Source organism: Allocoleopsis franciscana PCC 7113 (genome assembly GCF_000317515.1).
GTDB classification, from domain to species: Bacteria; Cyanobacteriota; Cyanobacteriia; order Cyanobacteriales; family Coleofasciculaceae; genus Allocoleopsis; species Allocoleopsis franciscana.
This window is the reverse complement of the sequence record NC_019738.1, coordinates 6,518,247-6,534,736: the sequence shown is the minus strand read 5'-3', so window position 1 is coordinate 6,534,736 and position 16,490 is coordinate 6,518,247. Positions and strand designations below refer to the sequence as shown.

The window sequence follows — 16,490 nt, the reverse complement described above, 5'->3', positions numbered from 1 at the left end:
AAACTTCCATTACCAGGATGAAATATGGGGGTCTTTATAATTATAAGAATTAGGGAAAATAAAGTTGATAAAAGAAAGGGAAATACTGATATCTAGTGCTTTAACTTGATGCCACCACCCAACAGGAACAAAAATAACTTCTCCTGGTTCTAAAACAGTTTCTATAATGTTTACATCCTTAAATAAGGGATATCGATTGTAGTCTGGATTCTCACAGTCAACCTTGCTGAAAACGCCAACGTAATTGTAGAGAAGTGGCGTCTGATCAGGAGAAATAAGTCGCCACCGCTTGCGTCCATACACTTGAGCCATCATCAGGTTAATGGGGTCATGATGTAGTGGCGTGATTGTGCCAGCCGGACCAAACCAGAAAAAGACTCTGCCTTGAGTATTAGATGCATCCAGGAATTCAGGGAACATGTGAATGTCATCGAGTAAACCTTTCAGTTCTTCTCGGTCTAAGTTGCTGTTGTTGGCAACAATATAGTAGTCATTACTCTCACCACCGCTGGCTACCATATCAACGTATTCACATAACCTTACTGTCTTTTTGTGTTGTTCACAGTTAATTTCATATTCCGGATCTGAGTCTCGATTGGATTGAATTTCAACTAGCACGTCGCCGTATTTTGTCTTGAGGTAATCTGGCGACCATAAAGACATTGCTGGCCAATCATGCATCATGTCAGTCAGAATAACGGGTGTATTCTTGATGTAGTAATTTTCTAAGAATTCTTGCCGAGAAAGACGACTTCTGCGTTCTATCTTGCCAAAATTGGGAGACAATTCAGCCAGTTTTCGGTTAATCTCCAGAATTGATTCCAGCTTTCTCAAGAGTTGAACAAAGTTTCTGCCGGCTAGGAAAGACGGATCCGATGCGATACGATTGACCTCTTGTATAGCAACCTGAAAATCGATACCATTTTGCAGCATTGCTTGAATAATCGAATCATCCGAGTTGCCATGCAACTTATTTTCGGCAATCCATTGTTTCCAAGAGTTGGAGAGTCCCTGCTGGGTTGTCTCTGCTGAGAGTAGCTGATTTTGCGCCAGCCATTGCAGGTCGATCTGTTGGTTCTCTGTTAAGGTAATCTGCAACGGGGGGAGGGTAATGCGTAGAGGTTGGCTGTCAGGCATAAAGGCTTGTGTTTAGAAGTTGTGTTTAGGGAGGATGACAACGCTAACAGGCATTCAATTTTACATGCTCAATGTTAATGACTCTTGAAATAAGTCGCGTTAGTTAGTTTAATTCTTAACATCATAGTAGGCAACTAATATGGATTTTACTTCACAAGCAACCAATCCACAGGATGTCAAAGTTACATTGCTCCTAACCGGAGGACATCAGTACACGCTTTACCTCAAGCCAAATGACCCCCTACTTCATAGTCTCATGGCTACAATTATCACTCGCGCTCAGAAGCAAGAAACGGTTTCTTCTTATTTATTTCAAGTTTCAATTGAAGGGGGTCGTGCAACTCTATCTTTTCCGAGTGAACATCTCATTGGTTTGGTTACAGAACCCCCTGTTTATTGGCAACAAAATGAGCCAACTCAACCTCAGATTCCAGCTATTTTAGAGTCTGAGTATGTGCAAATTGACAACTTCTTAACAGTAGAAGAATATCAGCAACTCCTCAATTATGTTTTTCAACGAAAATCAGCTTTTGTTCCTACGAGTACTTCTACAGGCGATCTGGACTATCGTCGTTCAATGATTCTTCACTCATTTCCAGAATTTTCTCAACTCGTCGTCAATCGAATTCAAGCCATTCTCCCCGATGTATTCAGAAAATTAAATTTGTCCTCATTTCCCATTGCTGAAATCGAGGCTCAGCTGACCTCCCACAATGATGGAAATTATTATAAAGTTCATAATGATAACGGGAGTCCAGACACGGCAACTAGAGAGTTCACCTATGTTTACTACTTCTATCAACAGCCGAAGGCATTCTCTGGTGGAGAATTGCTAATCTATGACAGTAAAATTGAAAACAATTTTTATGTAAAGGCAGATTCTTACAAAAGGGTGGAACCGCGTAACAACAGCATCGTGTTTTTTCTGAGTCGCTATTTACACGAAGTCTTACCCGTTAGTTGCCCTTCAAAAGCATTTGCAGATAGCCGATTTACGATTAATGGTTGGGTGCGTCGTCAAGTTTAGAGTCTGTCTGAACACCCTTTGAAAAACAAGAACTCAGTACATCTCCTTTCTAACCTTTTTTCGTCTTCTCTTCTCGTCTTTTCTCTTTCTCTGCGTTCTCTATGCCTGGAGTGGTAGCCTACGGCAAGCCGCTACGCGTCTACGTTAAAAACTTACTTCCGAGACACACCCCTAATTCTTCCAGATAATCTAACTATTTTATATCCAAGAAGGGAACCACATCCGGCTGTAAAATGCTTCAGGAGATAAAGGAAAGCCGAGAAATACAGGCAGCCAGAACACGAAAGAAATGAGAATCAAAAAAACAATTGTCACCCCCACCATCCGCAGAAACAGGTCATAACCTCGCAGACATCGATCCACAATCCAAGCCAATGCCAAGAAAGCAAAAATAGAAGCTCCCATGTAGTGATAAATAAAAGTACAGCGCGTTACTCTCACCCAAGGTAGTAAATTAGCGATGTAGTTCAAAATCAAATAAAGTACAATCCAAAACTCAGCCCGTTGCAACCCCGGCATTGTCTGATTGACTGTTATATCAGACGCAGTTACCCAAGTTCGGATGGTGAAAACTAACAGCGAAAGCACAACAAGAATTGCGATCGCAGATAGCCACCACAAGACGGGATTCCCCATTCCATGTACATCGTAGTAAATAATCTTGGGTGGACTCGGCTTACTGGGGAAAAATAACGGTGAACTTGGAGAGGGAGTTTCGTCCACTTTCTGGAAATAATATCCCATCGGACGAATCATTAAAGGCCAAGTGTACCAAGCAGAGCAATAAGGGTGCTCCTGTGGACCATTGCCAACGTTTTGATGGTAACTGAGCAACTTCTGTTGCATTTCCCAGAATCCTGGTTTTGGATAGAGTAGCAAGTGGGGAATCCAAACCAAGCTGTAGACTAACCCAGGGATAATACCTAAGTTCAAAAATATTTTTTTGAGATTCAGTTGTCCTAAATTCTGTAAAGGAGTCGAGGTAGTTTTTAGAGTACCCAACTCAGAATTTGATGAAGACTTTTTTGGGAATAATTCAGCGGCTATTGAGCGGAAAAAGGGTAGCGATCGCATCGCCCAAGTAGTGATTAAAATTAAATAAATACCCAATAAAAACCACAGCCCATTCCACTTAACAGAGGCTGAGGCTCCAAAACAAATACCTGAAAGAGCCAACCACAACCCACGCCGCTTTTGCTGATTCTCCAAGGCTACGAGTAAACACCATTGAGCCAACAGCCCAAAGAGTACCAGATAAATATTATTTAGCGCATAGCGAGACTCTACTAAGAATAAACCATCAACCGCGACAAAGAGACTCGCGATAAACCCATAACTGCGGCGGTGACTTAGCTGATAAGCGATGCCCCCCACCACTAAGGGAATGAAGGAACCCGTAAGGGCATTCAGCCAACGGTAACTAAAAGTAGTTAGCTGAGTTCCCGTCAAATTGTTTACTGTATCCTTTCCAACAGGAAAGTGACCTCCTAACCAAATACCAATAGCAATTAAGTATTTACTCAGAGGCGGATGAGTATCAAAAAAATCAGTATGGGTCAGATAGTTATTGGCAAACTTGGCAAAGTAAACCTCATCAAATACTAAAATATTAGGCTGGCTCAGCCCCCAAAAACGTAACGACAATGACAACAAAAATACGAGCGCCATTCCCATCCAGAACCAAGGAACTGACTTTCTGGAAGGTCTGGTCGGTAAAGTCATATCCATATCAGTCATGAGTTCGAGAGTTCGCTAGTCAGTTGGGAGTTGACCAATAACCCACTACCGTTCAAAAAACTTTACCGTCGTGTCGCTCGGTTGATTAGACCTAGGATGGCGGCAAAGATAGCAGAACCAATAATTGACCAAATAATCGGGAACGAACGACCTCCCATATTGAGAGCATAAAATACTGGGAGGTTAAATTCACGAGCGACCCAGATTCCAATGTACGCGCCAATAACCCCAACAACAATTGAGGCCAAGAGGCCACCTGTCGAGTATCCCACTAATACTTGTCCCAGACTGCCACAAATGGCTGCAATTAACAGCAACAAAAGAATTTCTATTAGTGTCATGACTACTCCTCGCCGCTAGATAAAGTCACTGATATATTCCCATAACTAGGTGCTGATTCCTCACTTGTGAGTCTGCCGACTCGACTCACTGTGGTTTAAGTCTCCAAATCACGCGCCATCCTAATCGTATGGGGCAACACACCAACCAAAAGTGCCAGGGCTTCATCGGGCAGTTGACTGATTGTTTCAGAGTCAAAATAGTATTCAAACTGCGTGAGAATCTGCTGAGCGCGTTTCACGGGTACTGGATTGTCGGTAATTTGTTTCGTCAATCGAATCCACTGCCGCCGCAGCGCATAAGCCCGCTGTCGATCTTCAGCCGATTCAGGACGGATCAACGAAAAATTGCCCAATGGCAGCGCTAGTTTACAATCGTGATCAATGAATCCTCCTACCGCCGCGCCTGGACCTGCAAATTCTGCATGATAGCGCTTATAAAGAATTAAACCATTCCGACGCCGACTATTGACCACTAGTAGGTCATCACTATCAAATGGAATTGGCTCCATAAGTTTATATACTTAACCAAAGCTCATGATTTAACTAAAACTCCCCCGAATTAGGAGGTCTGCGCCTTGGTGGTTTTGGAGGAACACCTGAATCAGATGCCTCAATGCCAAGCGTCTCTGAGTTAAGAGCTGATTGAGGCAGAAAATGATGCAGAATTATAAGATTATCAGGTATTTCTAGACTTAGAGTCTTATGCTGGCTCATAATAACAGTCAGCCGCTTTAAACTACTCTTGTGCTCCAGCTACCTTCAGCCGTTTCACGACCTCAGGATAGCCATTAAACTCTGCTAGCATCAAAGCCGTATAGCCTCCCCGATTTTTCACATTGACCTGTGCACCAGCATCCAGCAATAGTTGCACCGCCACGGCATAACCCCGATGTGCCGACCACATCAAAGCAGTAGCACCGGTCTGATCTGCACTATTGACTGGGGCACCCGCGTCCAATAGGTATCGCATGAGAATCGTGTCTCCTTGGTCTGCTGCCTTCATCAACAAGGTCTTTCCATCAGTGGTGGTGATATTGGCAGGCGCACCCCCATCTAGCAAAACCTTAACGGTTTCTGTGTGACCCTGAGAAACCGCCAGCGTTAGAGGTGTCTCACCCTGGTTTGTTACATTCAAGTCTGCTCCTTTTTGTACTAAAGCCGACACAATTTTGGTGTAACCGTGTAAGGCTGCCAGGATTAAGGCTGTATCGCCCAGATGATTCCTCGCCTCAAGATCAGCCCCTGCTTGAAGCAGCAGATCGACCACCCCACCATGACCTTCCACAGTCGCCAGATGTAAAGCTGTCTCTTGGTCGCGGTTCCTAAGATTGATATCAGCACCAGCGTTCAGCAAGGCTGTTACTACAGCATGATGCCCTCCAGCCGCTGCCGCCATCAACGCAGTCTCTCCTGTCCAGTTTGGCAGATTCGCGTCAGCCCCCTGATTAAGTAAGGCTTGGACAACCTCTGGATGGCCTTGGTCAGCAGATAAAGTCAAGGCTGTTTCACCTTCATGGTCTTGAGCATTGATATGGATATCCGTAGAGGCGGTTAATAGGTAGACCACCTGCAAATATCCTAATTCAGCAGCCTGCATGAGAGGGGTTCTGCCATCCGGATTAGATGTGTCTGCCTTGACTCCATGTTCTAGCAAAACTTGTGATACCTGAACGTGACCTTCACTGGCGGCTAGGTTTAAGGCACCCTCACTCAGGGTGGCATCTGCACCCGCTTTTAGCAAGGCTTTTACGACATCGGCATGACCATTCTGAGCGGCTAAGTTTAAGGCGGTATCTTCATCTTGATCTTGGATATTGACATCGGCTCCCGCATCGAGCAAGATTTGCACGATTTTTAGGTAACCTTTGTGTGCCGCTACCATGAGTGCTGTGCTGCCATCATCATTTGTGATATTGACATCTGCACCAGCCGCTATCAACGTATGCACAACATCAGCCTGAGCGGCGGCAGAAGCCAGCATTAAAGCGACAAGACCATAGCGTTCTCTTCGCTGGTTGGGATTGGCTCCCTTGGCTAGCAACACGCGAGCGATTTCGGTGTAGCCAGATTGGGCGGCAAACATCAAAGCCGTGGTGCCATCGCGATCGCAGGTATTGACATTCGCCCCCTGAGCCAGGATGGCTTTGAGTTGAGTCAGCTCACCCCTTTGAGCCGCTTTTAGGAATAAAATGTCTTGGTTTGAGGTCATTTCTTCAGCCACGTCAAGAGCGCCGTATAAACTTAGCGCCAAATCAGCTCTCATCGTTATCGCTCCTAGATAGATATGCGATTGAGAGCTAATCAGACTTTAGAGAAAATGACACCTATGCTAAGTTAAGTTTTATCAAGATTCTTAAACGGCTCTCTCCAATCCTATGAACCTCACAATTCCCGAATCGGTTAAAGTCTGGTCTCAATTCCTACACCCAACAATCATGTGGGTCATACTAGCGCTCTCAATTTATGCTCTGTATTTAGGGATTCAAGTCCAACGCACTCGATATGCTGACGGCGATATCAAGAAAGAGCTGATTAAAGGCCGATATAACGTGAAGCATTATCAAATAGGTTCAGTGCTACTCGGTCTGATGGTTGTCGGTGCGATCGGAGGCATGGCGGTTACCTACATCAACAATGGCAAGCTATTTGTGGGTCCACACTTGCTCGCTGGTTTAGGCATGACAGCACTCATTGCCATGTCTGCCTCTCTCTCCCCGTTTATGCAAAAAGGGCAAAACTGGGCACGCTTCACCCACATTGCTCTAAATGTCGTTCTTTTGGGCTTATTTGGCTGGCAGGCTGTTACAGGTGTAGAAATTGTCCAACGGATTGTGAGCAAAATGTAGCTTTTTTGTCCTTGTTCAACCTTCAACCGCTTAACCCACAACCCCTTACCGCCTCTTCAATTTTTTAGGCATGGGTAGTCCCAAGCTAGAGTGAAAGTCTTCCTGTACTTTGTGCGTCAAGCGCCGAGAAACTTGTCTCACCACTTGGCGCATGAGGCTATCGCCTGTGCTTTGAATCAATGACTGCGGTAATTTGTGGATAAACCGGGGAAAGCGAATGCCAACCCTCAGATCCAGTTCCCACTCTACACGAGTGACGGCCTTGGGTAGGGAAGCTTCCTTGTGTTTGTAGCTTTGAAAATATTCACTGGCGGGTACTTCCACAAAGGTTTGAGACGCTTGGAAATCAACCTCATAGCCCGGAGCCACATAATTGGGGATGGGGACTGTCCGAATTCGGTAGATTTTATCTTCTTGAGGAAGCAGTTCTAAACCAATTTTTGGCTCCACCTCATAGCCAAACGACCCAAAGCGCCCAACAACTAAGGCGTAGGCATTCTGAGCAATTGATTCTACCTTCATAGGCTGGGCGCAACGGGTAAACCAATTCTCATGAGCATCTAGATAGGCAGTAACGATCTCCGCTTCAGCATAAAGTTCCATACAGTCTTGAAAGTAGCTGTGAAACTGAGTTACTTCACTGGTTAAGTCAGGCACTGGTGTCACTAAACTGTCAGCCTCGGCAAAACCGGATTGGGCATTCAAATGAGTCTTTTGGGCTTCAAACGGTTGATCGTCAGCAAATTGTGAATACATACCTGTTCCATTATGTCGGTTGACTGTTACCTATGTTCAGGATTCCCACTTGCGGTAAAAATTTTCACTTTAGTTTCGTTAATTTACGGTAAAGACGAGTACACATTTATAAAGTTCATACAATTAAGGAGTTAAGGTTTACTGCTAAAGAGAGAATTTCTTGCTCACCTAGCATAGCTTGTGAATCTTGTAGTCAACCATTAGTGAATGACGGACAGAGGAATGAAAGCATTTGTTGCCGGAGCTACAGGCGAGACAGGACGACGGATTGTACAAGAATTAGTTAAGCGCAATATTCCGGTTCGGGCGTTAGTTCGGAACTTGGAAACAGCGAAAGAAATTCTGCCTCCCCAAGCCGAACTGATCGTAGGAGATGTGTTAAAACCAGAGAGTCTTAGTGCGGCGATCGCAGATTGTACAGTCATTTTGTCAGCGACGGGTGCCAAACCCAGTCTCGATCCCACGGGGCCTTACAAAGTAGACTATGAGGGTACGAAAAACTTGGTAGACGTAGCCAAGAGCAAAGGCATTGAACACTTTGTTATGGTCTCTTCTCTGTGTGTATCCCAACTTTTCCATCCACTCAACCTGTTTTGGCTGATTCTGGTATGGAAGAAGCAAGCGGAGGAATACCTTACCCAAAGTGGCTTGACTTATACGATTGTGCGACCTGGGGGCCTCAAGAATGAAGATAACCCAGACCCGGTTGTGATGTCATCGGCAGATACACTATTTGACGGCAGTATTCCTCGGACAAAAGTGGCACAAGTTTGTGTCGAGGCACTGTCACAATCGGAAGCACGGAATAAAATTGTAGAAGTCGTTGCTAAGCCAGAGGTTCCTGATCAAAGCTGGGATCAGCTATTTGCTAAAGTGGTCTGATGGGTTAGATCATCTCTGTTCAACGGGCAACACTTGCACTTGTTTTTGAGCCGATGAAGTGCATTCAATGGGGTACATCCATCACCCTGGCTAAAATTAATTAGCTTAAAATTCAAAAAAAGATTTTTCTCCAGATTTGCCTTGAAAAATCTACTTGCAAAAATTGGTGCCTTAGCGATCGCAGTCATGCTGTTTGAGCTCTCTAAAGGCAATTGGGTACAACGCTTGTATCCCCATTATCCCAAAAGTGCTTATGGGACACCTCCCTTGGTGATGCAGGGGGGCGATCCCTACATTCGTGCTTTGATGCGAACGATCACAGCAAGTGAAGCGAATGACTCTCAACCGTATACACTCCTCTATGGCGGCGATCGCGCCTGGGATTTGAGCCGTCATCCGAACCGTTGTGTCCGGATTGTAGCTGGCCCGAATGTGGGCAACTGTACAACAGCGGCGGGACGGTATCAGTTTCTTAATACCACCTGGGATAAGATGGCGCAGCGCTATCATCCCCAACCTTCGGGTTTTTTATTTTGGCGAAACTATGGCTTTCAGCCGGAGTATCAGGATGCTGTGGTTTACCGATGGTTGAGTGATAAAAACGCTTGGGGAGTCGATATTTCTACACAACTCCGTAAGGGAAGAGTGAATGATGTCTTGCGTCGGCTGTCGGGAACCTGGACAAGTTTAGGTTATGGAATAGAGACGAATTCCATGTCGGGATACTTACCCACGATTTATCAACGGATGTTGAAGGAAGAGTTGAAGAAATCTGGGTGAGTTAGAAAAAGGCGGGAAGATAAGTCGCCCTTTTTAATGATCTCCGGGGTTGAATTTCACGCTTGTGAGCAATATTGCCCTTACACGTACAATGAGGTACCAGCATAGAGATTAGCCACCTCAGCGTTACGCTGTAGCGCCGCTGCACGACGAACCGCCGCATCAGCATTCACCAAACCATAACCAAACGTATTATCCCGACCCAGTGTTCCCAAATCCATTGCTGTATCGGTTAAGATCTGGCGGACTTGTCCTCCCGTTAGTGTAGAGTTGACACTCCACACCAAAGAAGCAATACCCGCTAAATTGGGATTAGCCGCAGAGGTTTCGTTGAAATAGACGAAGTTCCCAAATTGATCCATAACTGGAGAATCAGTGGCGGCTACCAACGTTAAATTAGAGCCGCGATTGGAGTAGGCTGCCAGATCCACAGCCGTAGCATTTGTGATGCCATTCACCGCATTGGTGCCTTGATACTGAAGTGCACCAACAGACATCACATTACTATAAGCCGTCTCCAGTTTGGCAACACCACTCACACTGGTTAGATAGTTTGGATCAGATAAATTCCCACCAGGGCCACCATTTCCTGCGGCAATGGCAAAGGTAGCGATATCCGAGTTGGCTTGAATCAACTGTTCAAGTTGTGCCTGTGTACCACCATCATTCAGCCAGCCATCTCCCTGAATACCCCCTTGGAAAACCACCTTCATATTGTAGGTTCGTGCATAGTTAATCGCATTGGCGATCGCACTCTGTAACGTTAATCGCCATCCTACTCCGTTACCCCCATACACGTCATTGACATATACGGGACTGTTCCAATTAATCCCCGCCGTACCGGAAGCGTTGTTAGCCGTACCACCCATGATACTGATCGCAGCATGTCCGTGACCATAATCATTGAAGTCGTCGTTCGCCCAAGGCCAATAATAAGAAGTCAAGCGATTAGTGGCAATGTCAACCGTATTCACCAAACCATTGGCTCCTACAGCGAGTCCTGTATCTAGAGAAACGAGCAAAACATTACTCGCTCCTTGACTATAGCGCCACGCACTCGGTACATCAGAAACCGCTAAATTCCACTGAGAACCAAAGTAAGTATCGTTTGGGTGAACTTGTAACTCTAAGGTTGACCCATTGGCAAACTGGAGGAATTCAATCCCCTGAAAGTAAATTTCTCGACCATCGGAAAGAGTCAGGTAATCAAAGGCTGTACCGCCATAAATGGCTTGATTTGCCGTTGAGCCAGATAAGGGATTGAACGCACTGAGGCTAAGTCCGTTGATACTGGTAATGTTAGCCGCAGAAAGACCCGCCGCTCCTAAATTGAGGGTATCTGTACCCCCACGTCCCAGAATGATGGCTCCATTTCCCAACCCGGCTGAGTAATTCAGCGTATCAGCAGCAAACGTGCCATTAATACGGGTATTGGACACAATACTCATCGATTGAGTAGCCGCCAAGAATTCTTGTCCACCGGTGGTTTGAATCACCGCGCGTAGCTGATAATTACCCGCCGTTAACGTCGAAAAGCTGGCAAGATTAACTAAAGCGCTGGATAGGCTCGCTCCACTCCAAGTCCCTAACGTTGAGACAACGCTACTGCTACTCAAGGCTTCTAACCGAACACTCGACAACGAAGCCACATTTTGAAAGTCATAGCTAACACGTATCGCTCCCCCCTGAAAGACGCTATACGCAGTGCTATCCCCCGATGCATCAATGACACTAAAGTTGGTCGCGAGAGCGCTACTGGTGTCGGTACTAACCCCTGAGGTAACCGCATTCATGCTACTCGTCGCACTCGGCAAGAGTTCGCTGGGTTCACTTTCTAGGGAAGTAGACAAATTTAGGGTATAGTTCGTACCAGCACTGGACGGGGACGGATGGACATCAATGTAATACGTGCCTGCTGTCAATCCGGAGAGATTAATGGCCTCTGTAAGGTTACCTAACTGGGCAGAACTGCCAATCAGAGTGTTATTACTATTGAACAGTTGTAAATTTGCATCAGCGCTCAGTCCCGTGAGTTCGAGACTTAAACTGCCGGGAGAACTCAAATCCAATCGGTAGTAGTCATTCAAGTCAGTACTGCTGACAACATCTGTGAATGTCTGACTATGATTGCCTTTAAGAGTACCAATATTAAAAGCTTGTCCTGGACCGCTACCAGGATCGGGTATCACTGTGGAGAGAGCAGAACTCGAGCTGATCAGCGTATTGCCAGAGTGTAGGGGGTCTTGTAATTCCCCCGGACGCATGTTCCATCCTGAGGAGGAACTCAAAAGGTCAGAGCTATGAGAGCAGAAACAGCTTGCAGATGCGGAATAGGAATTACGTTTCATAGCCACTCGCTCTAAACCAAGTTCTGATAAGTATTTATACTGTTTTTATTGAAAAACCGCTAATCCCTCATCTTCTCTTGACAACAGCGACCAGAAGAAGAAAGCCAAAGAGAATGAGAAAAAAGCCTGCGTTCGACCAAGCTTTTCAGCCACTCAACGCCAGGATATATGATTATTTTGCACACACTTCTTAATTTGTATTACCGAATACTAATGAGCTTCATCAAATCTTTTATTCTCTCATTGTAATTTTTTATAAAGCTTTATCTTTCAACCACATACCAGAGAGAGATTTTGGCGCTGTTATTGCCTTAGGGAATATAGCTGTTAAGGTGTTCCGCTAGAGCATCCCTGTAGTTCTAAGGTATTTGGGTGCAGGTCGTCGTCTACACCGCTGATTGTTGACGTTGATACAGCGACCAATAAAGCCCCTTCTGCTGCAACAGCTCCGTGTGGGTACCCTTTTCGGCAATCACACCCTTTTCCAACACCAGAATCAAGTCAGCGCGTTTCAGGGGAGCAAAACGGTGGGCGATTAAGAAGACAGTACGATTTTGAGAGATTCGTTGAATGTTTTGTAATACCTGTTGCTCTGTCTCACTATCCAAAGCGCTAGTTGCTTCATCCAAAATCAAGATGGGTGCTTGAGACAAGAACAAACGCGCCAAAGCAATGCGTTGCCGCTGTCCCCCTGATAAAGCTGTACCCCTCTCTCCCACATTGGTTTCATAACCTTGGGGCATTTCACTGATAAAGTCATGGGCAACCGCCAATCGTGCCGCTTCTACCACCTGTTCTGCACTAATGTCGGGGTTGCCGAGGGTGATATTTTCCAAGATAGAACCGTTGAAGAGAAAGTCCTCTTGGAGCACAACCCCAATTTGTTGCCTTAAAGAAGCCAAATCTGCACTTTTCAGATCGAAGCCATCAATCAGAATACGACCCGACTCTGCTTGATAAAGGCGTTGCAACAGTTTAGACAGGGTACTTTTCCCTGAACCACTCCTACCCACAATCCCAACAAACATTCCAGGTTCTGTAGTAAAAGAAATTCCCCGCAAAATGGCTTCTTGGTTCGGGCGGTAACGGAAGAAGATTTGGTCAAAGGTTACCTGTCCTTTCAGGGTGGGGAGTACTAAACCACTTCCGGGTTCTGCTTCCGAGGCAACATTGAGGATATCGCCAATCCGGTCTACCGAAAGCAAGACTTGTTGGAGATTTTGCCACAGTTGTACTAACCGTAGAAGTGGCCCAGTCATGCGACCTGAAAGCATTTGAAAAGCGACCAGTTGGCCAATCGTGAGCTTCTGATCAATCACTAATTTGGCTCCAAACCAGAGGATGAGGAGATAGGAGAAATTAGTTAAGAAGGTGCCGATGTTATTACTAATATTAGAAGTTGTAGAGGCGCGAAAACCGGTGCGGATGTAGCGAGCAAACAAACCCTCCCAGCGATCGCGTGCCGTTCGTTCTGCCGCATGAGCTTTCACTGAGTGAATGCCTGTAATCGTTTCCACCAAAAACGATTGACTATCTGCACTACGATTAAAGGTTTCATTGAGCCAGTTGCGGAGTATTGGTGTAGAAACAAGGGTCAGAATGGCAAATAGGGGAATAACCGCCAATGCAACCAAGGTAAGTTGGGCATTGTAATAAAACATCAATGCCAGATAAACGACTGCAAAAATGCTGTCTAAGATGACTGTCAGGGCTGTTCCGGTGAGAAACTGCCGGATGTTTTCCAGTTCCTGCACCCGTGCTACCGTATCTCCGACCCGACGTGCCTCAAAATAAGCTAAAGGGAGACGCATCAAGTGCCGAAAGACTTGAGCGGATAAGCTCAAATCCAGGCGTCGGGCGGTGTGGGTAAAGATGAATAGCCGTAGGATGCCGAGAATAGCTTCAAAGATGGCAACACTCAAAAGCGCGATCGCCATCACATCCAAGGTGGGTAAGCTACCCTGCACCATCACTTTGTCAATAATCACCTGAGTCAGGATGGGCGTCGCTAACCCCAATAACTGCAAGGTGAATGAGGCGAATAGAACTTCCCCTAACAATCGGCGATAGTGCCAAACCGCTGGCAAAAACCAGGCTAGGCTAAATTTGTCCTGTTTTTGGATGAGTTCCACTTGCCATAACTGCCCATCCCAAGCCGCCTCAACCAGTGACTGGGGCAGACTTTCGCAAGTGCGATCGGGGTTAAGGGGGTTGGCGATGATTAGGCGATCGCCCCTTACTCCATACACCACAACCCACTCAGGGGAATCGGAGAGGGCGGGAGTGATTTCACTTTCTTGTCCCCCTTGTCCCCCTTGTCCTCCTTGTCCTCCTTGCCCTCTACCCCCAGTTCCCCGATTCCATCGCATCAAAGCGGGGAATGTAAGCTGCCGCAAGTCACTCCAAGTTGTCTGCAAGCGTCTCAACTGGAGTCCTAATTTTTCACCCGCCTCTACCAGGTGTTTTGGCTGTTGTCCTCGCAACTGGCGTTGCACCCAGTCCAGTTGGGCTGGATTCGAGAGTTGCTGTGCCACCATTGTCAAGCAACCCGCAGCGGTATTGAGGGTAGAGACAAACGGGTAACCGGAAATAGGTTGAGGGGCATCGGCGCTTGGGGGAACGAGGCGCAATCGCGTTTGATGCCAAAACCGTTCGATATCGGGTGACAATACGTCCTGCCAAAGTGCTCTATCCCAACACACCACTATTACTTCTTTGCCAGAAGCAACGGCTTTGAATGCTCCGGAAAGCTGGAGCCAGTCCCCGAACCAATCCCCCACGCCCAATGTGGCTAGCGGTTGACGCGCCCCTTCTTCCCTTAAGCGCACCTTTCCCGCCACAACTAAAAACAGCTCTCCTGGACTATCAGTAGACCAAATCTTTTCCCCAAGGGTGTAGCGGCGAGTCTGAGCTTGATTTTGAAATTGAACTTGCTGTTCGGGACTTAACAAAACCAGGGGGGGAACATCCCAGGGTATGGAGGGGACAGAAGATTGAGACGTGTTAGCGTTCATCGCCTTGGTGTCTACAGATTCATCCACAGTCTCAAGTTACCTGAAGCTTAACAGCCATGGTTTGGATTTTTTGGGCTATCCACTGCTCAAATAGTTCATTTTGTAGCGCTAGCTTTAGCTGAGCGTCTTCTAGGGAGGCGGGTAGGAATTGCTCGACTCGAAACAACAGCCAACGTCCTTCTAATGCTAACGGCCCAATGATCTCTCCAGGACTGGCGGCATCCACTGCGGCTCTTAAAATATCAGGCAGTGCACCCCGACTCACTGGCCCCATCATACCGTTGAGGACTCGATCATCGGCGATCGAATACTCTCTGGCGAGTTGATCAAAGCTGGCTCCCTCCTCAATTTGGCTCGCTAATTCCTCCGCCAGTTCTTGTTCATTCACTAAAATGCGAGAAAGTACCACCCGGTCGAGAAACAGCTTGCGCTCAATAAAATATTCTTGTAACTTGGAACCCGTTATCTGGGCTTTCAGGTTTTCTAGCTTGAAGCCAAAAGCCACTGAGCTATGAAACGTGGTGTAATCTTGTCCGTTGCTCTGGAGCCAGTCGGCAAACACTTTGGGGTCAGTTAGTTGACGCTGTAGGCGAAAATCAATCACCGCTTGCTCGATCAGGGCTGGATTTACGCCTATATCCTCACGAGCTTGCAGTTCTTGCTCTATGACGTGCTGGCGTAAAATATCGCCAATAAAGGCTTTTAACTTTCCACCAACTTGCAGATATTGCAACGCTTGTGCCAAATCAATCGGTTGGTCATCAACAGTCAAGAATGGTTGGGATACCATGAAATAACGAAATAGTAATAGATCAGAACTCTTGCCAAAGCTCGTTGTTGCCACATAGGTGTAAGACTTATCATCCCTGGCTTTGCCCTTGATGCAAGAAGTTCATTGTCAAGACCTATTATCTTCCCATCCCCAAAAATTGCCCTCTAGGGTGATCTCAAAGTTTGATGTTGATTTCGACAGGGGAATGGGGGAGTTTGGAAGATACGGAAAATTCTTACTGTCAAATTTGAATAAAACTGACTCAGAATAACATGCTAGGAACTTTTCAACAAAGCCATATCCGCATTGAAGTGGAAGCACCACAAATTGCTATCCATGACAGCTTGCTCTATTCTGAGCGTCTACAGCAATGGCTGTGGCCTCAACGCTTTTCTCTAGGACTACCGGAACAGTTGCATCCAGAATTGACCTTCACCACTTGGATGGGTCCTGTTGCTATCCAGCACAAGGTGGAAGTCGCCCAGCCTAACTGTTTACGCTTGCTATTGAGTCAGGGAATTGACGGTTACCATGAGTGGTACTGGGGTGACGGTTGGGTTCAGTCTCGTCTAGAGGGGATTTCTCTACTCCCGCTGAATCTCGGTCAATCTCTCTCTTTGTTGCGGCTGCGCCAATTTCTTGCCTCTCAGCGGTAAAGCGACGAAAGGTTAATCTCGATCCAAACCAGATAAACACGGAGAACCCCTGAGCTCGACGCCAGGGGATACTTTTTAATCTGAAAAGAGAATATTCAGGACGTGTTGATGCTAGTAAAGGCGAAACTTGAGTGTCCACAATTTTTGTAAGAGAGCAAAAACTATGTAAACTCAGGTTTTGTTATTTTTCTCTA

The 16,490-nt window shown here is 46.2% G+C and carries 13 protein-coding genes and 1 pseudogene; 5 read left to right on the top strand and 9 right to left on the bottom strand.

Annotated elements, in window-relative coordinates; all coding sequences use genetic code 11:
* Positions 1-9: 9 nt before the first annotated feature.
* On the bottom strand, positions 10-1,137 hold the full coding sequence (locus MIC7113_RS26830; RefSeq protein WP_015185343.1) for a cupin-like domain-containing protein: 1,128 nt from the start codon (positions 1,135-1,137) through the stop codon (positions 10-12).
* 139 nt (positions 1,138-1,276) lie between these two features.
* Here MIC7113_RS26830 and MIC7113_RS26825 point away from each other — a divergent pair, with 139 nt between their 5' ends.
* Positions 1,277-2,164, top strand: coding sequence for a 2OG-Fe(II) oxygenase (locus MIC7113_RS26825; protein WP_015185342.1), 888 nt, complete (start codon positions 1,277-1,279; stop codon positions 2,162-2,164).
* Positions 2,165-2,362: 198 nt separating this feature from the next.
* On the opposite strand, the gene MIC7113_RS26820 is transcribed toward MIC7113_RS26825, so the two are convergent.
* The 4 genes and pseudogenes from MIC7113_RS26820 to MIC7113_RS26805 all read right to left on the bottom strand — a co-directional run bounded on the left by MIC7113_RS26820 (position 2,363) and on the right by MIC7113_RS26805 (position 6,505).
* On the bottom strand, positions 2,363-3,901 hold the full coding sequence (locus MIC7113_RS26820; RefSeq protein ID WP_015185341.1) for a dolichyl-phosphate-mannose--protein mannosyltransferase: 1,539 nt from the start codon (positions 3,899-3,901) through the stop codon (positions 2,363-2,365).
* Positions 3,902-3,963: 62 nt separating this feature from the next.
* Entirely contained in the window at positions 3,964-4,242 is a 279-nt protein-coding gene (locus MIC7113_RS26815) for a GlsB/YeaQ/YmgE family stress response membrane protein (RefSeq protein WP_015185340.1), read from the bottom strand.
* Between the two features lie 95 nt (positions 4,243-4,337).
* Positions 4,338-4,730: pseudogene (locus MIC7113_RS26810) on the bottom strand (hypothetical protein); the annotation flags it as partial.
* A 248-nt stretch (positions 4,731-4,978) separates the two neighbouring features.
* Positions 4,979-6,505 carry an ankyrin repeat domain-containing protein gene (locus MIC7113_RS26805; protein WP_015185338.1) on the bottom strand — a complete coding sequence of 509 codons (1,527 nt, stop codon included), beginning with the start codon at positions 6,503-6,505 and terminating at the stop codon, positions 4,979-4,981.
* A 112-nt stretch (positions 6,506-6,617) separates the two neighbouring features.
* On the opposite strand from MIC7113_RS26805, the gene MIC7113_RS26800 reads away from it, so the two are divergent.
* The gene (locus tag MIC7113_RS26800) at positions 6,618-7,088 is read left to right on the top strand and encodes a DUF4079 domain-containing protein (RefSeq protein WP_015185337.1); all 471 of its coding nucleotides are present in this window, start codon (positions 6,618-6,620) and stop codon (positions 7,086-7,088) included.
* A 45-nt stretch (positions 7,089-7,133) separates the two neighbouring features.
* Here MIC7113_RS26800 and MIC7113_RS26795 read toward each other — a convergent pair whose 3' ends face one another.
* Complete coding sequence (locus MIC7113_RS26795) at positions 7,134-7,844, bottom strand: DUF1997 domain-containing protein (RefSeq protein WP_015185336.1); 711 nt, start codon at positions 7,842-7,844, stop codon at positions 7,134-7,136.
* 222 nt (positions 7,845-8,066) lie between these two features.
* On the opposite strand from MIC7113_RS26795, the gene MIC7113_RS26790 reads away from it, so the two are divergent.
* Positions 8,067-8,726, top strand: a complete 660-nt coding sequence (locus MIC7113_RS26790; protein WP_015185335.1) for an SDR family oxidoreductase — start codon at positions 8,067-8,069, stop codon at positions 8,724-8,726.
* Between the two features lie 186 nt (positions 8,727-8,912).
* The gene (locus MIC7113_RS26785; protein ID WP_015185334.1) at positions 8,913-9,506 is read left to right on the top strand and encodes a glycoside hydrolase family 24 protein; all 594 of its coding nucleotides are present in this window, start codon (positions 8,913-8,915) and stop codon (positions 9,504-9,506) included.
* An 80-nt stretch (positions 9,507-9,586) separates the two neighbouring features.
* Here MIC7113_RS26785 and MIC7113_RS38870 read toward each other — a convergent pair whose 3' ends face one another.
* From MIC7113_RS38870 to MIC7113_RS26770, 3 genes are all read right to left on the bottom strand, one after another.
* Positions 9,587-11,770 (bottom strand): S8 family serine peptidase, encoded by a 2,184-nt coding sequence (locus tag MIC7113_RS38870; RefSeq protein ID WP_015185333.1) that lies wholly within the window; start codon positions 11,768-11,770, stop codon positions 9,587-9,589.
* 470 nt (positions 11,771-12,240) lie between these two features.
* Positions 12,241-14,868 (bottom strand): type I secretion system permease/ATPase, encoded by a 2,628-nt coding sequence (locus tag MIC7113_RS26775; protein ID WP_063823019.1) that lies wholly within the window; start codon positions 14,866-14,868, stop codon positions 12,241-12,243.
* Positions 14,869-14,899: 31 nt separating this feature from the next.
* Positions 14,900-15,658, bottom strand: coding sequence for a peptidylprolyl isomerase (locus MIC7113_RS26770; RefSeq protein ID WP_015185331.1), 759 nt, complete (start codon positions 15,656-15,658; stop codon positions 14,900-14,902).
* Between the two features lie 254 nt (positions 15,659-15,912).
* Between MIC7113_RS26770 and MIC7113_RS26765 the strand changes: the two genes are divergently transcribed.
* Complete coding sequence (locus MIC7113_RS26765) at positions 15,913-16,296, top strand: hypothetical protein (RefSeq protein WP_015185330.1); 384 nt, start codon at positions 15,913-15,915, stop codon at positions 16,294-16,296.
* The last annotated feature ends 194 nt before the right edge of the window (positions 16,297-16,490 follow it).